Annotated in this window: 12 protein-coding genes and 3 pseudogenes; 9 read left to right on the top strand and 6 right to left on the bottom strand. The window is 69.3% G+C overall.

Annotation, left to right across the window (positions count from 1 at the left end; translation table 11 throughout):
- The 4 genes from ACLEQD_RS15035 to ACLEQD_RS15020 form a co-directional block, all read left to right on the top strand.
- Positions 1-3170: glycoside hydrolase family 2 TIM barrel-domain containing protein (locus ACLEQD_RS15035; protein ID WP_410384656.1), on the top strand; the 3170-nt coding region annotated here is incomplete at its 5' end.
- A 13-nt stretch (positions 3171-3183) separates the two neighbouring features.
- Positions 3184-3738 (top strand): hypothetical protein, encoded by a 555-nt coding sequence (locus ACLEQD_RS15030; RefSeq protein WP_171433833.1) that lies wholly within the window; start codon positions 3184-3186, stop codon positions 3736-3738.
- Entirely contained in the window at positions 3735-4403 is a 669-nt protein-coding gene (locus ACLEQD_RS15025) for a putative glycoside hydrolase (RefSeq protein ID WP_410384654.1), read from the top strand. The genes ACLEQD_RS15030 and ACLEQD_RS15025 overlap by 4 nt, the downstream gene beginning before the upstream one ends.
- Before the next feature lie 319 nt (positions 4404-4722).
- The gene (locus ACLEQD_RS15020; protein WP_410384652.1) at positions 4723-9126 is read left to right on the top strand and encodes a discoidin domain-containing protein; all 4404 of its coding nucleotides are present in this window, start codon (positions 4723-4725) and stop codon (positions 9124-9126) included.
- 194 nt (positions 9127-9320) lie between these two features.
- Here the strand turns inward: ACLEQD_RS15020 and ACLEQD_RS15015 are convergent, their stop codons facing one another.
- The gene (locus ACLEQD_RS15015; protein ID WP_410384650.1) at positions 9321-9974 is read right to left on the bottom strand and encodes an SRPBCC family protein; all 654 of its coding nucleotides are present in this window, start codon (positions 9972-9974) and stop codon (positions 9321-9323) included.
- Between the two features lie 190 nt (positions 9975-10164).
- Here ACLEQD_RS15015 and ACLEQD_RS15010 point away from each other — a divergent pair, with 190 nt between their 5' ends.
- Genes ACLEQD_RS15010 through ACLEQD_RS15000 form a run of 3 tightly spaced genes read left to right on the top strand, consistent with a single transcriptional unit; the run spans position 10165 to position 13170 of the window.
- A complete protein-coding gene (locus ACLEQD_RS15010; protein WP_410384648.1) occupies positions 10165-11160 on the top strand; it encodes a WD40 repeat domain-containing protein in 996 nt (331 codons plus the stop codon).
- 34 nt (positions 11161-11194) lie between these two features.
- Positions 11195-12082 (top strand): PQQ-dependent sugar dehydrogenase, encoded by an 888-nt coding sequence (locus ACLEQD_RS15005; protein WP_410384646.1) that lies wholly within the window; start codon positions 11195-11197, stop codon positions 12080-12082.
- The gene (locus tag ACLEQD_RS15000; RefSeq protein ID WP_410384644.1) at positions 12049-13170 is read left to right on the top strand and encodes a hypothetical protein; all 1122 of its coding nucleotides are present in this window, start codon (positions 12049-12051) and stop codon (positions 13168-13170) included. The genes ACLEQD_RS15005 and ACLEQD_RS15000 overlap by 34 nt, the downstream gene beginning before the upstream one ends.
- A 27-nt stretch (positions 13171-13197) precedes the next feature.
- On the opposite strand, the gene ACLEQD_RS14995 is transcribed toward ACLEQD_RS15000, so the two are convergent.
- Positions 13198-13644, bottom strand: coding sequence for a phosphate-starvation-inducible PsiE family protein (locus tag ACLEQD_RS14995; RefSeq protein WP_410384642.1), 447 nt, complete (start codon positions 13642-13644; stop codon positions 13198-13200).
- A 201-nt stretch (positions 13645-13845) separates the two neighbouring features.
- On the opposite strand from ACLEQD_RS14995, the pseudogene ACLEQD_RS14990 reads away from it, so the two are divergent.
- A pseudogene (locus ACLEQD_RS14990) lies at positions 13846-14352 on the top strand (cysteine hydrolase family protein); the annotation flags it as partial.
- Between the two features lie 176 nt (positions 14353-14528).
- Here the strand turns inward: ACLEQD_RS14990 and ACLEQD_RS14985 are convergent.
- The 4 genes and pseudogenes from ACLEQD_RS14985 to ACLEQD_RS14970 form a co-directional block, all read right to left on the bottom strand.
- The gene (locus ACLEQD_RS14985; protein WP_410384640.1) at positions 14529-15104 is read right to left on the bottom strand and encodes a hypothetical protein; all 576 of its coding nucleotides are present in this window, start codon (positions 15102-15104) and stop codon (positions 14529-14531) included.
- A 48-nt stretch (positions 15105-15152) separates the two neighbouring features.
- Positions 15153-17209, bottom strand: a pseudogene (locus tag ACLEQD_RS14980) (cation:proton antiporter).
- An 89-nt stretch (positions 17210-17298) separates the two neighbouring features.
- Positions 17299-17463 carry a hypothetical protein gene (locus ACLEQD_RS14975; RefSeq protein WP_410384638.1) on the bottom strand — a complete coding sequence of 55 codons (165 nt, stop codon included), beginning with the start codon at positions 17461-17463 and terminating at the stop codon, positions 17299-17301.
- Between the two features lie 146 nt (positions 17464-17609).
- Positions 17610-18089, bottom strand: a complete 480-nt coding sequence (locus ACLEQD_RS14970; protein ID WP_410384636.1) for a hypothetical protein — start codon at positions 18087-18089, stop codon at positions 17610-17612.
- 281 nt (positions 18090-18370) lie between these two features.
- On the opposite strand from ACLEQD_RS14970, the pseudogene ACLEQD_RS14965 reads away from it, so the two are divergent.
- Positions 18371-18641: pseudogene (locus ACLEQD_RS14965) on the top strand (energy transducer TonB); the annotation flags it as partial.

Genomic DNA, 18641 nt, shown 5'->3' with positions numbered 1-18641 from the left:
CCGCGACGCCCGAGCAGCAGGCTCCGGAAGTGCCGCCGGCTCCGGCGGTTCCGGTGACGCCCGCGGCTCCCGCGCCCCAGGCCTCCGCGCCTTCGGACGCGAAGCGCACGACGGTGACGCGGGTCATCCACGACGAGCGCGGCTTCAAGCTCCAGGTGGACGGCAGGGACTTCCCCATCCACGGCGTGAACTGGGGCTACACGCCCATCGGTGAGAACTACCGGTACTCGCTCTGGACGCAGCCGGAGGACTTCATCAAGCAGGTGCTGGCGAAGGAGATGGGGATGCTCCGCGACGCGGGCATCAACGCCATCCGCCAGTTCGACGACATCCCGCCCGTCTGGGTCGAGTACATCTACCGGAACTACGGCATCTACACGATGCTCAACCCGCTGATGGGACGCTATGGCCACCCGGTGAACGGGGTCATGGTCGTCAACATCGACTACTCGAACCCGGAGCACCGCAAGGCCATCCTCGGCGCGCTCGCCGAGAAGGTGGAGGTCTACCGGGACGTGCCCGGCGTCCTCATGTGGCTGCTGGGCAACGAGAACAACTACGGCCTGCACTGGACGTCGTTCGAAATCGAAGCCCTGCCGGGCCACGAGGACGCCGCGCGCGCGGAGTCGCTCTATTCGCTCTACGGCGAGGCGGCCCGCACGGTGAAGAAGCGGGACACGAGCCACCCCGTGTCCATCGCCAACGGCGACCTCCAGTACATCGACCTCATCGCCAAGCACTGCCAGGACCTGGACGTGCTGGGCACGAACGTCTACCGCGGCCCCACCGCGCGCGACCTGTTCGCGGAGGTGAAGGCCAAGCTCAACAAGCCGGTGTTCTTCTCCGAGTTCGGCGCGGACGCCTACGACGCCCGCGCGGGCCGCGAGGACCACGTGGCGCAGGCGGAGTACCTGCGCACGCAGTGGGAGCAGATCTACCTGGAGGGCTACGGCCAGGGCCTGTCCGGCACCGCGCTGGGCGGCTTCGTGTTCCAGTGGGTGGACGGCTGGTGGAAGCATGGCCAGGAAGCCAACCTGTCCATCCACGACACCACCGCGACGTGGCCCAACGGCGGCTACGCGGCGGACTTCGTCCCCGGTCAGAACAACATGAACGAGGAGTGGTTCGGCATCGCGGCCCTGGGCCCGCCGGACGCCAACGGCATCAGCGGCATCCAGCCGCGCACGGCCTACTACGTCCTCCAGGCCGCGTTCCGGCTGGACCCGTACGCGCCCACCACGACGCCGGACGTCATCCGCGACTTCTTCGCCAACATCCGTCCGTCCGCGCTCACCAGCGGCTACACGTCGTCGGTGGCGCTGGCGCGCACGGAGGAGCTGAGCGCGGTGCGGGTGTCCAACCTGCGGCTGCTGCTGGACAGCTCGCTGTCGCGCGGCAGCATCGCGACGGTGCGGCCCAACCAGGGGTCGGCGGACCACACCGAGTCCATCTTCTTCGACCTGGCGTTGCAGCCCACCAGCGGCGTCTACGGCCGCGCGTCGTTCAACGTCGTGGGCAACGTGGCGCAGAACCGGCTCAACAACCTGTTCTACGAGAACCGCGGCACGCCCTCCACGCCCACCGCGGGCCAGGTCCCCGTGGGCCCCGGCGCCCCGGCGCGCGAGCAGTCCCCGCTGGATCGCTTCGCCCTGTACCAGGCGGAGTTCAAGGTGGACCGCTCGGACTTCGCGCTGGAGGGCTACTACCGCACCGGCCACTACCACTGGGGTGAGGAGGGTGACTTCTTCAACCTCTACCGCGAGGCGAACTACGGGCCGAACCTGGACATCTACCACGGCAACGCGCCATTCGGCGTGGTGTTCAGCGGCAAGAAGGCCATCGACGGCCTGAAGATCGCCGTCGGGCCGGAGCTGTACTGGGGCGCCAACCCCTCCGTGGTGGCGAAGTACCGCAACACCGTGGGCCCGGTGAACGTGACGCTGGTGCACCAGGAGGACCTGGCGCAGGGCGCGTCGTCCGCCACGGCCTCCGTGGTGCGCGAGCGCATCGCGCGCAGGACGGCGCTCAACTTCCAGTACGCCACCGGCAAGCTGGTGCTGGACGTGGGCGGCCTGCTCTCCGCGCCCCAGCGCATCGGCGAGACGTTCACGTACACGCGCTCCGTTGACCCGGGCGCCCCCAGCTACCGCAACAGCGGCTACGACGTGCTCCAGGACAAGGTGCAGTTCCTGGACACGCTGGGCGCGAAAGCGCGGCTCACCTACGACATGGGGGCGGTGCGCTGGCTGGTGCAGTCCTCCATCCGCGGGCTCGTCGCGGACAGCGGGCCGGAGCAGGGCAACATCATCACCGGCTGGAGCCTGCGCGAGAGCGGCCGCGGCAACCACTACGCGGGCCAGCTGGGCGCGGCGCTGCAGTTCGGCGTCATCCAGGTGTCGCCGAACCTCCTGTACCAGAAGCCGCTCGTGGGGCCGAACCCCACCATCCCGGACGCGTACGACCCGGCCTCCGGCCAGTACTACGCGGGCGTGCGGCCGCGCAGCGTGCTGTCGGACGCGTTCAGCGTGCTGGACAACCGCGAGACGCTGGGCGGCGAGCTGCTCATCACCTTCGACCCGACGCCGGGCACCTGGTTCTGGTCGTGGGACCGCGACATGCGCGAGGACGCGCCGTTCGCGGCGGGCCTGGACATCGTCTACCGCCACCAGCCCACGTCGCGTGACGCGGGCATCGCGATCCTCGCGGACGGCAGCACCATCGCCTTCGGCAGCGCGCCGGTGGCCCGCGACGAGTGGGAGACGTCCCTGCGCCTGGTGGGCAACCCCAGCCAGCGCCTGCGCCTGTACGGCACGGCCTTCGTGGGCAGCAACCAGTCCTCCGGTGAGGACAGCCGGCAGATCCACCGCTTCGGCCTGGACGGGTCGGTGCTCTACGACACGCTGCTGCTGGCGGCCCAGCTGCACTTCAACGACTGGGGTCCCTACGACTACCACCGCGTCTTCAACCTCACCTACCCGGTGCAACTGGGCGGGGACCTGTCCTACGGGTTGAAGAAGCCGGTGCTGGGCGCGGTGTCCACGCGCTTCGGCCTGCGCGGGCTGGTTCGCATGCTGGATGAGTACTCGGAGGGCCTCAACGACCGGGGCATCACCGAGGGCCTGAAGGGTCGCGAGTACGAGGTGGGCGCGTATGCCATCCTTTCTCTCTGAGGGAACACGCAACATGAGGACTGGTTTCCTGCTGGCCGCCGTGGCCGTGCTGTCCGGCTGCTACGACGATCCGACCATCATCTACGGCAGGTCGCTGGACGGGATGACCCTCACGGTCACCGACCCGGCCATGGGCATCTACCCGAACACCTCCGTGCTGGACGACCCGAACAACCCCTTCGCGATGTCGGGGGTGGGCACGGAGACGAAGTGGCAGATCCAGTCCGGCGCGGACCCGGTGGCGGCCTACTACGCGTGGGCCACGGTGCTGGCGAACGGGCCGTACGGCGAGGCGCAGTACTACGTGGCCCTCAACCTGGCCGCCATCTACCAGCGGGGCCAGGCGGATCAGGCCAGCCTGCCGCTGACGCGGGAGATGGCGGTGAAGGCCTACCAGTCGGTGCTCGACAACTTCCCGGACGCGGTGACGTACGACGCGTCCGGCACCATCGCCTATGAGCTGGTGACGCCCGCGTACAAGGGCGTCGTGGAGCTGGGCGGCACCGTGGCGGGCGGCTGGGTGATGGTGAAGACCTCCAGTGGTGCGGACCGGGCGGTGAAGCCATGAAGAAGCCGGTGTGGGGCCTGTTGCTGCTGCTCGCCGCCTGCCGCCCGGATCCGGGCCCGGCGGACTACACCGGCCAGGAGCTGCCGGACACCCTGGACCCCGACGGAGGGACGCAGCCGTCGGACCTCCTCCCAGGGCCGTTCCCGTATGAAGCCGGCCAGCGCCGCCTGATGGTGGGCATCTTCTACGAGGCGGGCCGCTCCGAGGAGATCATCCTCGATAACGTCGACTCGAACTTCTACCTCTACGAGAACACCGTCTACGTGGAGTCGGATCCGGACCACATCGAGGGCAAGTCCGCGGACCGCATCGTCCAGAACGGCAAGCCGTGGATGGGCTTCGGGGTGCACTGGAAGCAGACGCACAACTTCGACGCCTGGAAGACGCTCCACGTCAGCATGAAGTCGTCCGACGCCGCCTTCGCCAACGTGAAGGTCGGCATGTCCAGCGGCACGGGCACCAGCGAGAAGGGCTATCAGCTCGCCCTCGCGACGTACGGCTGGGCGAACGATGGCGAGTGGCACCACCTGGCCATCCCGGTCGCGGACTACGTCGCGGCGGGCCTGAAGCTCAACGACGTCTCGTCACCGTTCACCTTCGCGGCCGAGGGTGGCACGGCCGGTCAGTCACTCCTGCTCGACAACCTGTACTTCACCGCGGACTAGGCAGGAACGCAGTGCCAGGGAGGGCGGGCCGGCTGTCGCCGTGTGACAGCCGGAACGCCCGAGCCTTGTCCTGACGTCCCCGTCACGCCCCCGCGTGCGGTGTCGGAAGGGCAGGGCGGCAGTCACTCCACCCGGGCAGTCCCCTTGCGTCCGCCGCGCGTCCTGGCGGTGCGTGCGAACGCGCGCGTCACGGTGTCCCTACTCAAGGAGTCCTCCCCCCATGTCTGAAGCCTTGCCTCGACTGTCAAGCAGGGGCGCGAGCCCATGTCCGCGTGAAGCACCGCGTGTCTGGTCATTACAGGCCTTCGCGGCGGCGCTCATGGTGGTGTCCCTCCTGGGCGCCTCCGACGCCCGCGCGCAGACGAACGTCGCGCTGAACAAGACCACCTATACCTCCACCGCCGAGGGTCCCTTCCTGGGCCAGTACGCGGTGGACGGCGATGGCGGCACCCGCTGGGCCAGCGGCTTCTCCGCGAATGAGTGGATCACCGTGGACCTGGGCCAGACGCGCACCATCTCGCGCGTGGTGCTCACCTGGGAGGCGGCGTACGCCACGGCGTACAAGCTCCAGGTCTCCACCAACAACACGACCTTCACCGACGCGCTGGTGGTGAACAACGGCGACGGCGCGGTGGACGACCTGTCCCTGCCGGCCGGCACCTCGGGCCGCTACCTCCGCATGCAGGGCGTCACGCGCGCGCTGCCCGCGTATGGCTATTCCCTGTGGGAGCTCGCCGTCTACGAGACGGGCGGCACGACGCCGCCCCCCACGAACACGGACCTGGCGAAGAACAAGCCCGCCACGGCGTCCAGCGTGGAGGCGGACTCCGTGGGCCTGCGGGCGGACCTGGCGTTCGATGGCGACCTCAACACGCGCTGGGCCTCCGTGCAGGGCGTGGATCCGCAGTGGATCCGCGTGGACCTGGGCTCGTCCCAGGTGGTGGGCAAGGTGGTGCTGGACTGGGAGGGCGCGTACGCGAAGACGTACACGATTGACGGCTCCAACGACGACGCCACCTGGACGACGCTCAACACGGTGACCAACGGCGCCATCGGCCGGCGGGAGCTTCCCGTCTCCGGCACGTACCGCTACCTCCGCATGCGCGGCACGGAGCGCGGCACGGGCTACGGCTACTCGCTGTGGTCCTTCGAGGTCTACGCGTCCGGAGGCACCACGCCGCCGCCCACGCAGACCACCAACCAGACCCTCAAGCTGAACTTCCCGGAGCTGGCGTACGCGAAGATCAACGTGTCGCCCGCGCCGCTGTCCGTGACGCCGGTGCCGGAGGAGGGCAACACCACGCCGTCCGTGCGCAACCCGCCCGGGCCCTTCACCTACCAGCTCACGTTCCCGCCCAACACGATGGTGACGCTGTCGAAGAACCAGTTCTCTCCCACGCAGCCCAACACGGACCTCCGCCTGGCGGTGGTGGACGTGAACGGCGTGCAGCAGCGCGGGCAGTCCGTCACGGCGCTGGCGGTGCAGGGCGCGGACTGGAACGTCGAAATCTATTCCACGGGCAATGGCCCCACGGATCCGCGCGACCCCACCATCATCCCGGACCCGTACGTGGCGCCCGCCCCGCTGCCGGTGGCCGGAGCCTTCCGCCTGGCCGCGCCGGCCAACAACACGATGGTCACCGCGACCCGCCGCCCCACGCTGTCGTGGGCCCCGGTGACGGGCGCGACGAACTACAAGCTCTACGTCAACCTCACCCGCAACGACTACGACTGGATGGCGGCGGGCAACCTGCTGGACCGCTACACGCAGGTGGCGTCGCAGACGGGCACGTCCTTCACCTTCACGGAGGACCTGCCGGACCGCTGGACGTACAAGTGGTACGTCGTGGCCACGCTGTCGGGCGGCACCACGTCGCGCTCGGACATCGGCAACTTCAGCGTGTACCTGCCGGTGGTGGAGACGCAGGCGGACGGCGTGAACGTCATCAACGGTTCGCGCGACCTGAACAAGAACGGGACGATTGAACCGTACGAGGACTGGCACAACCCCATCTCCGTGCGCGTGAACGACCTCCTGGGCCGCATGACGCTGCGCGAGAAGGCGCTGCAGATGTTCTACGACGCGAAGGTGTACCCGGAGGCGGGCTTCCAGATGGGGCCGCTGTCGCCCACGGACATCCCGCTGTTCCAGAAGGCGTCCGCAGCCACGCGGCTGGGCATCCCGCACATCGACGCGGGCGACACCATCCACGGCTACAAGACGAGCTGGCCCACGCAGCCGGCGCTGGCCGCGTCGCGCGACCTGGACACCATTTTCGAGATGGGTGACATCCAGCGCCGCGAGCAGCTGGCCATCGGCAGCCGGGGCACGCTGTCGCCGCTGGCGGAGGTGAACACCAAGGTCCTCTATCCGCGCATCCAGGAGGGCAACGGCGAGGACGCGGACCTGGCGGCGGGCATCACCCGCGCGCTCATCGCGGGCCTCCAGGGCGGTCCGGAGGTGAATCCGTCCTCCATCTGGGTGACGACGAAGCACTGGCCGGGCCAGGGCGCGGGCGGCGAGGCGGGCATCACCTACGACGGCACCACCATCCACTACCACATGCGTCCGTGGCACGCGGCCATCGAGGCGGGCACCAGCGGCATCATGCCGGGCTACGCGGGCAGCTGGCTCCTGGGGCCGGAGGGCTACGGCGCGGGTGACAACCCGGGCATCCTCAACTACCTGCGCAACCAGCTGAAGTACGACGGCGTCATCTGCTCGGACTGGCTGCCGTCGGGCTCGTGGGTGCGCTCCGCCACGGCGGGCTCGGACGTGATGGGCGGCGCGACGCCGTCCGCGATGGCCAACTTCGAGAACGAGGTGCCGCTCGCGCGCATCAACGACTCCGTGCGCCGCATCCTGGACCTGAAGTTCCGCCTGGGCATCTTCGAGGACCCGTACAAGCAGGGCCCGGCGGGCACGTCCCAGTGGCACACCGCGGACAGCAAGGCGGCGGTGCGCCGCGCCTCCCAGGAGGCGATGACGCTCTTGAAGAACGACGGCGCGCTGCCCATCCGCCTGCCGGCGGGCGGCAAGCTGGTCATCGCGGGCCCCCGCGCGGACGACATGTCCTGCATGGTGACCTGGCGTTCGGACTTCCACGGCAACGAGTTCGGCGACCCGACCATCTACGCGGCGGTGAAGGCGCGCGCGGAGGCCGCGGGGCTCACGGTCTACAAGGACAATGCCCCCGCGGGCGTGACGCCGGACGCGGCCATCGTCGTGGTGGGCGAGAGCTACTTCACGCACGGCACGGAGTGGGACAAGGAGAAGCCGTACCTGCCGGGCGACCCGATTGGCCCGGCGCACGACGCGAAGTGGGGCGATCAGTTCGGCGTCATCAACAGCTTCAAGTCGCGGGGCATCCCCACGACGGTGGTCGTCATCAGCCCCCGGCCCTACGTGCTGACGAACGTGGTCCCCATCTCCAACGCGCTGATGCTGGCCTACCGCCCCGGAGACATGGGCGGCTACGCGGTGGCGGACGTGCTGTTCGGTGACGTGCTGCCGCGCGGCAAGACGCCGTGGCAGTTGCCGCGGAGCATGAGCCAGATTGGCACGGACGTGGAGAGCGGCCAGCTGGAGAAGTGGGACCTGCCGTTCGACCTGGGCGCGACGGACGCGGAGCGCGCGGCCATCCGCCAGAAGATCGCGGCGGGCCTGCCGGTGCCTCCCACGTACGGCAACCCGCTGTACCAGTACGGCTCCGGCATCCAGGGCTTCGGCCTGACGGACGCGACTGCTCCGGTGGCGTTCAACCTGCTGACGCCGTCGAACAACCTGGTCATCACCGGCACGCGTCCGGCGTTCACCTGGTCGGCGAGCAGTGATCCGCAGACGGGCATCCAGCGCTACGAGGTGTATCTGGACGGCGGCGCGATGCCGGTGGCCATCACCCGGACGCCGTCGGCGGCGCTGGACGGGCTGAAGCTGGCGAACGGGACGCACACCTGGTTCGTGAAGGCGTTCAACTGGGCGAACGGCGTGACGCAGTCCGCGACGTTCACCTTCACGCTGAACGACACGACGCCGCCGTCCGCCTTCGCGGCGCTGTCGCCGTCGGCGGGCCAGGCGGTGCCGGGCACGTCCACGCGCTTCATCTGGGAGCAGACGACGGACGTGGGCGCGGGCGTGGCGGAGTACGTCCTCATCGTGGACGGCACGGACCGCACGCCCTCCATCCTGCGCAGCACGCCGGTGGCGGCGGGCACGAACCTGGCGCGGGGCAAGAACGCCTACGCTTCGTCCGTGGAGTTCGGCAGCGCGAACGACGCGGTGGACGGCAGCCTGACCACGCGCTGGTCCAGCGTGGGCACGGCGACGACGGGTGACACCGACTCCATCACGGTCGACCTGGGGGCCATCTACTCCCTCAAGCGCATCGTGCTGAACTGGGAGGCCGCGTACGGCCGCCGTTACGTGCTGGAGGCGTCGCTGGACGGCTCCACCCACTGGACGGCGCTGAAGACGGTGGACACCGGCGACGGCGGCATCGACGACTGGACGGTGGCCGGCGTGGGCCGCTACGTGCGCATGCGCGGCGTGCAGCGCGCGACGGCGTACGGCTACTCGCTGTGGGAGTTCGAGGTGTACGGCGTGGGCACGGAGCAGACCATGCTGAACGGGCTGGCCACGGGGACGCACACGTGGCGCGTCCGCGCGGTGGACGGCGCGAACAACACCACGCTGTCGTCGGGCCCCATCACCTTCACGAAGTAGGCGTGAAGGCTTGAAGTGAGGGGAGGGGCGGCCGGAGCCATGGCCGCCCCTCTTTCATTTCAGGACGACCCGCCGCGCTGACGCGGATCAGTCGCGGGAGCCCACGCCCCACGCCTGGCGGCTGTGAGAACGACAAGGCCCCTCGAGCCTGGGAGGCGCGAGGGGCCGGGAGTCACGAGGCGGGCGCCGTGGGACTACGGCGTGGGTACAGCGACGGCGGGCGTGCCTTCCGCGGGGGCGGCGGCAGCGGCGGCGGCCTCCTCGGCGGCCTTGGCCTCGGCGACCTTGCGAGCGGCTTCGGCTTCGGCGCGCTTCGTGGCCTCGGCCTGGGCGGCGGTCTTCATGCTGGCGAGGCCCTTCTCGAAGTCCTTGCCCACCATCTTGTCCATGTCCATGACGAGGCACATCGCCTTGCTCATGAAGTTGTGGTCGCCGGTCATGGTCCAGGTGACGGTGGTGCCGTCGCTGGCGGGCTTGAACGTGAAGGTGGTGATGCTGGTGTCGGCGAAGGGCTTGATGAACTCCAGCTTGATGCGGACGGATTCGTTGGCGGCGACCTCCTGGATGGTCATGCGGCCTTCGCCCACGTCGTCATTGCCCGTCCACCCATAGGTGGCGCCAACACCCGCCTCCGCGCCGCCAAACGTGCGCTTCATGTTCGGGTCGAGCGCATCCCAGGGAGACCACTGGTTCCACTGGTGGAAGTCATTGACCAGCCCGAACGCGATGTCGGGCGTGCCCGGCACGGAGGCGGTGCGCGTGACGGTGAAGGTATCGGGGCGGGTAGCGATGACGCCGACGAGCAGCAGGAGCGCCGCGGCGAAGCCAATGGCAATCTTCTTGAACATGGAGGTCCTCGGAACGGCAGCCCCGGACGGGGAGGCAGCGTCTTAGGTCGCCGGTTCCCCCCGACTCAAGCCCCCTCCGAGCGGCCCTCCTTGACGCAGCGTGCGGAGCGAGTCATCGCGGCCCCTCCCGCACCGAAACCGCTTCAAGCCCCGCGCCCGAGCAGCTAAGCGCCATCTCCGGATCCGCACCATGCTCACGCCCTCCCTCCCGCTGACCTCCGACACCGCGAGACACCTGTCCCTGCTCCGGACGCTGGGCGAAGCGGAGCTGTCGCCGTACTCGCGCTGGCAGTGGCTGGGGTGGGATGCGTCGTCGCGCTACCTGCTGTCCGTCCAGAAGCAGGGCGGGATGTCGCTGCGGTGGTGGGACCTGCACGCGGAATCGCATCAGCCGCTCGCCGCGCACTTCGTCCCCGGCTGTGTGGCCGCGTGGTTCCTGCCCGGCTCCCAGACGCTGCTGTCCGTGACGGTGCGCGGCACCCTCCAGACGTGGTCCATCTCCGACGGCCAGCGGCTGTCCTCCGTGGAGACGGGCGGCTCCGTCTCCCATGCCTGCCTGTCCGCGGACGGGACGCGCCTGCTCCTCGTAGCGAGCGTCGGCCGCGTGATGCTCTGGGACCTGGAGCGGCGCTGGCTCGTCTGGCGGAAGGAGGACCCCGGGCAGCTCCACGGCTGCGCGCTCTCACCCGATGGCGCGTTCGCCGCCGTGGGGGCCGCCGAGGACCAGCAGGACGCGGACACCCGTGCCGCCCTGATCCTCTGGGACGCACGGACCGGCAGGCGCATCGCGACCCGGGCGTTCGATGCGCGGCGGATCTGGGCCGTGGCCTTCACGCCCTCAGGCGAGCACCTGGTCGCCGCGAACTCCTCCGGGGAGCTGCTGTTCCTGACGCTGCCCGCGCTGGAGGTCGCGCGAGTCCTGAAGGCCCCCGCGTCCATGGCCCTCCACCTGGAGTTCAACCCGGAGGGCTCCCTGCTGGCGGCCAGTCCGGACACGAGCGCGTTCGCCGTCATCGACGTCCGCGACGGGCAGCGCCTGTTCGCCTATTCAGACCTGGACGACCAGCAGGGGAGCACCGGGAACTTCTCTCCCGATGGCCGTTACGTGGCCTGGGGCATGGATGACGGCAAGGTAGGCATCTGGGGCGTGAAGCCAAATCCCTGGCGCCAAGGCAGAAAAGACTGACAGACAGACGGGAGCACACGCTAGCCTGTTTCTCATGCGATCGATTGCCTTCTGGCTTGCCCTGCTCTTGCTGACAGCCTTTCCCGCTCAGTCCCAACCCACCGAGACCGCTCGTGACCTCGAGGTCGAGGACTGGCTGTATATCGACTCAGTCGCAGACGCGACCCGGATGGCGTGGGTTCCGGACGGCTCGGGCCGGCTGTTCGTCTCGACGATGTCTGGAAAAGTCCTCGTCGTGGCGAACGGGGCGGTGCAGCCGACCCCATTCATTACCGAGTCATTCACCCAGGGCCACAACCAGGAAGGCCTTCTGGGCATGGCCTTCGATCCGGACTTCGCGAACAACCATTACGTCTATTTCTTCGCGGCGATGCCGGGCTTCACGCTGCAGATCTTCCGGTACACCGACGTCGGTGGCGTGGGCGTGAACCGCACCATCATCGTGGACGGCATCCCCGGGGGATCGCTCGACTACGACGGAGGAGGGATGACCTTCGGTCCGGATGGCATGCTGTATTTCGGGGTCGGGAGCCTTCATGCCGACCGTGTTGAAGACGACCTGACGCAGCCTGCTGGCAAGATCCACCGCGTGCGTCCGGATGGCTCCGTGCCCACCGACAACCCCTTCTACGATGGGACGGGCCCCAACGTGGACAGCACCTGGGCGCGGGGGTTCTGCAATCTCTATGGTCTGGTCTTCCAGCCAGGAACCGGGCGTTTGTGGGCCAATGCCTCGGGCCGGGAAGCCCTCCAGGTCTTCAGCGTCAGCGCGGGCGATCACGCAGGCTGGGCAAGTATGAGAACAACCAGCCCGCGGGCTACCTCGCGCCTGTGTATTCATACCTGCCCGGTGTCTTTGACGAGTATCCGTTCACGCCGACAGGCGCGGTGCGGCAGAACGGCGTCGCGACCTTCACGCTGATGGGCGACTACCTGGAGTCCTATTCGTACCGCAAGGGAACGCGGCTCCTGATCTCCGACGTGGAGGACTCCAGCTTCAACGGCGAATTCTACGTCACGGGGCATCCCTCCCCGCGGTCGTTCACCGTGGACCAGCCGGAGCCGGATGCGGTGAGCGGAGGCGGCGGGCTCAGGCGCTGGCCTCAGGGCGAGTTCGTCATGGGGGGTATGTTCTATGGAGGGACGCGCTTTCCCGCGAGCTACTCCGGCAACTACCTGTACACGGACTTCCGCGGGATGCTTCATCGCATCCGGTTCGCGGCGGATGGCTCCGTGGCCACGGAGGACATCATCATCAATCGTGAGCCAGGGGGTGGCTTCGTTGATGTGAATGAGGGACCGGACGGAGCCTTGTATATCCTGAGTTACTACCAGGCGATCCTGCGGGTCACCCCGGTGCCAGGAGGTCAGGCCGTGATCGTGTCGTCCTCGGAGCTCGTCATCCCGGAGGGCGAAACCAAGATCGTCATGGTGTCCCTGGCAATGCCGCCCATGGTGGACGTCTGGGTCAAGGTGGAGGCACAGGGAGGCGGGGATGACCTGTCCGTGGTGGAGGGTGGCTCGCTTCGCTTCACGCGTGAAAACTGGAGCGTTCCGCAATTCGTGACGCTGGGCGCGGCGCAGGACGCGGATGCGGATGTCGAGCACGCGGCCTTCACGTTCACGCCGTCGCAGGACTTCCCCGTGGTCACCGTCCAGGCCCGCACGGAGGAGGACGAGGTCCCGGAGGAGCCTGGCAGTGACGGCGGCGTCGACGGCGGTGCGGAATTGGACGCGGGGACCCTTGAAGATGCGGGGACCGCGGAGGACGCGGGGACCCAGGTAGACGCAGGGACCGTGGAGGACGCGGGCACTCTCGTGGACGCGGGCACTCTCGTGGACGCGGGCACTCTCGTGGACGCGGGCACGGGCCACGACGGCGGCTCGGGCTCGGAAGGCGCGGAGGACGAGTCCGGCGGTTGCGGCTGTGGCGCCACCGCGCTTCCGGGCGTCCTGGGCTGGTGGCTGCTCGCGGGGCTCGTGTGGAAGCCCCGCCGCGCCCGGCGGTGACGCGTCCCTGGCAGGGGGGCCCTTCTCTCAGCGGTGGAGTTGGCTCCGCGCCGCCCTGAGGAAGAGCGCCCCTGCGAGCGCGACGATGAGCCCGGCGATGGCGAGCACGCTGACGCCATCGTACTTCGACAGGTCGAGCACGATGACCTTCCGGGCGATGGCGATGAGGGCGACCTCCAGGACGATTTCAACGTGAACGACGCTGTCGCGCAGGTACGCCTTGATGGTCTCCAGCAACTCCACGCCAATGAGGATGAGGAGCACGAAGCCGAAGATCTCCAGCAGCTCATCCACTTCCAGCAGGAGGATGGGCGGCGTGATGATGTCCTTGACGATGATCCACCCCAGCTCCAGGGTGGAGAGCGCGAGGACCACCATCATCATGACGATGATCGAGACGACGATGGCGCGCTCGAACTTCTTGATGAACAGGCTCAGTCTCCCCCCTGGAGTGGGAGTGCTTTCAGTGCTCACGGGCCGTCCTCCTTCTGCTGGGGAGCCCGGACGCCTGGTGACGAGCGCGCCGTCCGTCAGGTCTCCGCTCCGCTGCTCCCTTCCCGGTCCACACGCGTGCTCCTCCCCGGAGCGAAGGTGGGCGTCGTGAACCAGGGTGGCAATGCGCCAGAGGGGGCTCCGCCTCCTGCCTGGGGATGATTAGCGTTGCCCCAACGGGAGGTGGACGTGGCGAAGCCGCGCCAGGGGAGCCGCAAGCCAGCTCGCACGCCGCATGCGCGGCGGCATGACACCGCGCTGCTCATCATCGACGTCATCAACGACCTGGAGTTCCCCGGCGGGGAGAACGTCCTGCCCTGGGCGCTGCGCATGGTGGAGCGCCTGGGCCCCTTCGCCGAACGCATGCGCAAGGCGGGCGTCCCGGTCATCTACGTCAACGACAACTTCGACCTGTGGCGCAGCAGCTTCACGGACGTCTACAAGCACTGCACACGCAAGGCCAGCCGCGGCCAGCGGGTCGCCCGCGCGCTCAAGCCCCAGCCGGACGACTACTTCATCCTCAAGCCCAAGCACTCGGCCTTCTTCGCCACGTCGCTGGTGCCGCTGCTGGAGCACCTGGGCACGAAGAAGCTGCTGCTCGCGGGCATCGCCACCAACCTGTGCGTCTTCTTCAGCGCCCACGACGCGCACATGCACGAGTACAAGATCACCGTGCTCAGCGACTGCTGCTGCGCGGAGAGCGACAAGGACCACGACCTGGCCCTGGATCAGCTCCAGCGCTTCCTGAGGGTGCGCGTCCGCCGGGGCGACGAGGTGCACCTGGAGCCCGCTCGCGCCGCCGGGCCACGCGCCGGCCCCCGTCGGAGTGGAAGTGACGGGGACCGCCTCACACGGCGGAGGAAGGCTCAGACGTCCTTGTCGTCGTCGTCATCCTCGTCGTCGTCGTCGAGGATGTGGCACTTCCCCGCGTCCTCGTCGAGCGCCTTGCCGACGAACTCCTTCACCAGGTCGTCGCCGTTGAAGACCAGGGAGAAGTCGACCGTCTCGCCGCCGACGTCCTCCTTGCGGTCCAACTGGAGCTTGCCGCCCAGCGCCGTCGCGCTCCCGTCGACGCGCGCGCCCGCGGGCACCCGCACCTCGCCGCCAACGGACACCACGTCGCCCTTCACCTTCGCGCCGGGCTCCAGGATGACGCGGCCCCGGATGGCGGCCACGTCGTTGTCCACCACCGCGCCCTTCTTCACGATGACGTCCCCGTCCACCGCGACCGCGTCCTTGACCTTCTCACCGGGCTCGATGACCAGGTTCGTGCCCTGGACCGCCTTGCTCCCGTCCTTGACGTTGACGCAGATGGTCTTGGCTGGCTTCTTGGCCGGTTCCGCCGCCAGCGCGGGGACGGCCAGCGAACAGGCAAGGACGAGGGCAGGCAGGAGCGGGCGGCGCATGGCGGAGACCTCCAGGACGCGGAAGGGGAGCGGCATGCCCTTCCTACGGCCGGCCGCACCTCCCATTGCATCCGGTGCCCCGCTTCAGCCGAGCACGCCCTTCGCCGCGTCGATGGCCTCGTGCGTCCCCGCGAGCGCCAGGATGTCGCCCGCGCGCAGCACCTCCTGCGCGGTGGGCACGAGCACGCCCGCCTGCCCCCGGCGGATGGCCAGCACGGTGGCCCCGTCATGCCGCGCAGGTTGAGCTCCGCCAGGGTGCGGCCCACCGCCGCGCTGGACTCGCCGAGCGCCACCGACTCCGGCTCGCCAATTCCAGGCAGCAGCTGCCGCACGCCTTGCAGCACGTCCTTCGGCGGCTCCTCGTCGTCGCCCTTCGCGTGGGACTGCGCCGCGAGCGCCTCCACGATGACCTGCGCGCCCGCGCGCATGTGGCCCTGCAGGTGCGTGGCGCTCTTCCAGAAGGCGAAGCCCATCACCCCCAGGGACACCAGCAGCAGCACCGCGCCGGGTACGCCGGGCAGGAAGGGCTGGGTGATGGCCACCAACGGCACGCCCACCATGAAGACGCTGGCCAGCTGGAGCGCCACCACCAGCATCCGGCGCGGCGCCGCCGCCAGGTCCACCTTGCCGTTCGCGGCCGCCGGGAGCGCGCCCTCCGCCAGGATGACGCCCAGCCTGCGCCCCATCCGGACGATGCCCACGCAGAAGGGCAGGGCCAGCGCCACGGCCAGGCCAATGACGATCCAGGGCGTCAGCGTCTTGCCCCAGCCCATGCGCTCGTCGATGAACACCGTCACGCGGGGCAGCAGCACCGACGTGCCGATGACGATGACGGTGACGAACGCCGCGTCCAGCAGCATCAGGAGCGCCATGCGCCGCACGCGCGCGCCCACCGTCTTCTGGCGCGGTGACGTGCGCAGGTTCTCCACCCAGCTGCCGTACAGCGACGCGAACGTCTGCAGCGGCGCGGGCAGCTTGCGGTCCACCCAGTTGGCGATGGGGCCGGACGCGCGGATGAGCCACGGCGTCGTCAGCGTGGTGATGGCCGACACGGCCACCGCCACCGGGTAGAGGAACAGGCCGGTGGCCTTCAAGGACAGGCCCAGCCCCGCGATGATGAAGGAGAACTCGCCAATCTGGGACAGGCTCAGGCCCGCCTGCACGGACGTGCGCGTGCCGTTGCCGGTGAAGAAGGCGCCCAGCGACACGCTGAGGATCTTCCCCACGATGACCACGCCGGTGAGCACCGCGATGGCCGCCCAGTGCTCGCGGATGAGCGCCGGGTCGATGAGCATGCCCACCGACACGAAGAACACCGCGCCGAACAGGTCGCGCACCGGCTGCACCAGGTGTTCAATCTCCTTGCCCTCGCCGGACTCCGCCACCAGCGAGCCCGCCAGGAACGCGCCCAGCGCCACCGAGTAGCCGAACGCCTGCGCCAGGAGCGCGATGGCGAAGCAGATGCCCACGCTGGTGACGAGCGTCGTCTCCGGCCGCTGGAGCTTCGTGATGGCGCGCATGACTCGCGGCACCACGAGCAGGCCAATGGCGACCAGCCCCACGAGGAACGCCGCCAGCCTGCCCACGGTCAGCGCCAGGTTCCACGCGGACAGGCCGGAGCCGGTGGACACCGCGGTGAGCATGGCCATCAGCAGGATGCCGATGAGGTCCTCCACGATGAGGATGCCCACCACGATGCCGCGCAGCGCGCCCCGGATGTTCTGCTCGTCGAACGCCTTGGCGATGATGGTGGTGCTGGAGATGGCGATGCAGCAGCCGGTGAACAGGCTCTCCAGCATCGTCCAGCCGAAGGCCCGGCCGGTGATGAACCCCAGCCACACCATCACGCTGCACTGGATGACGGCGGTGAGCCCCGCCGTGGGCCCCACCTGGAACAGCTTCCGCAGGCTGAACTCCAGCCCCAGGGAGAACATCAGCAGGATGACGCCCAGCTCCGACAGCGTCTGCACGATGGCCGGGTCCGCCACCAACGGCACGGGGACGTGCGGCCCGATGATGAAGCCCGCGAGGATGTAGCCCAGCACCACCGGCTGGCGCAGGCGCTGGAAGAGGACCGTGGTGACCGCCGCGACACAGAGGACGGTGGCGAGGGCTTGGAGGAACGCGTGGGCGTCGTGCATGGAGAGGCGCCTCTGGAGGTGATGGGGCTCGCGATGCCCGGCCCCGCCCGCGGTGCGCGGGGCCGGATCCACAGGAAGTTAGGGCGGGCTCAAGCGCACCGCTCGAAGGCGAGGGCTCCGCCGATGATGACCAGGCACATCAGGCTGCTCCACAAGAGGCGCGCGCCCTGCCATTGCTCGTGGGTGGCGCCGCCCTGCTGCTGGGGCTCCGGCGAAGGAGTGGGGGTGGGTTCAGGGGAAGGGGACGAAGACATGGAAGGAGGCCTCGCGCGGCCGCGAAGGGCGCACCGCGTGCTGAAAGGGTTGCGTTGGAAGGAGGGCCTGCCGGCCCGGCGCCCGGAGGTCACACCGGGGCGTCAGGCCGGGGGCCCGCGAACGAAGACGAGGAAGGGGGAGCCGCTCAGCCCTGGACGGGCGGACCCTGGGCCGGGCAGTTCACCGTCCGGGGACGGTCCGCCAACGGCGTGAGCCGGGAGGGCAGCGCGCGGGCAAGCAGGCCCTGGGCGTGCGCCAACACCTGGGCGTCGTAGCGCGCGAGCAGCGCGCGCAGGGTGTCCCACCGGGGAGCGACGGGCGTCGGAGGACGGAGGCTGACGCCACCCCGGTCCACCTGCTCACGAGGACCCGCCCGCGGCGCGCCCACGTGGGACCCGTGCAAGAGCCCCGCTTCCTCCCACTCCAACTTCGGACTGGAGGCCTTGCCCGACGCCGCGACGGTCCGGGACGCGGCCACGTCCGCGTGGGTCCCCTGGGGGAGCCTGGACCGCGGCTCCGCCAGTCCCAGGAACGCGGCCACCACCGCCGCGCACACGACCGCCGCCACGGCGAACCGGGTCTCGCGGAGGGCTTCACGCCCGGTGTGGGGAAGGGCCGTTGTCATGGGTGGGGGCGCCAGGCGTGTCGCACCGGATACGACAGTCGGTGGACGACACAGAACCGCGTCAGCGGAAGGCCTTTATACGCACCCGGAGGATCGCGCACCCCGGAAAATCGCGCCCTTGGCTTGGAAATGGTCACGCGGCGACGCACCGGGATGATTTCAGCGGCGCTCGACATTGACGTTGCCACCCCTCAGGGGATATCCCCTTTCGGCAACAGAAAATGAGAACCATTCTCAACTTCGACGACGGATTGGGGCCTGCCCCGACGCTGCCTCAGGCTGTGACCGCCCGTGCGGATGCGGTGCGGGCGCCGGTGGGGCTCTTCCAGTCCGCGACCGCGTCGGTGGAGGGTGGGTGGGGCCGCTGGAGCGGGGCCCTGCTGGCAGCGACCGCGGCGCACGTGGTGGCGCTGGCCGTGGGGTTGACCATGGCCCACCGGCCGGCACCCGCGGTGGTGATGCCGGAGCCGGAGCTGGTGCTGATGGCGTACGCGCCGCCTCCGCCGCCGCTGGGCGGTGGCGCGCTGAAGCAGGCGTCCGTGGAGCCCGTGA

Source organism: Corallococcus sp. 4LFB (genome assembly GCF_046520365.1).
Lineage (GTDB): Bacteria > Myxococcota > Myxococcia > Myxococcales > Myxococcaceae > Corallococcus > Corallococcus caeni.
The sequence above is the reverse complement of the archived record's forward strand: the minus strand, read 5'-3'. Positions and strand labels throughout refer to the sequence as shown.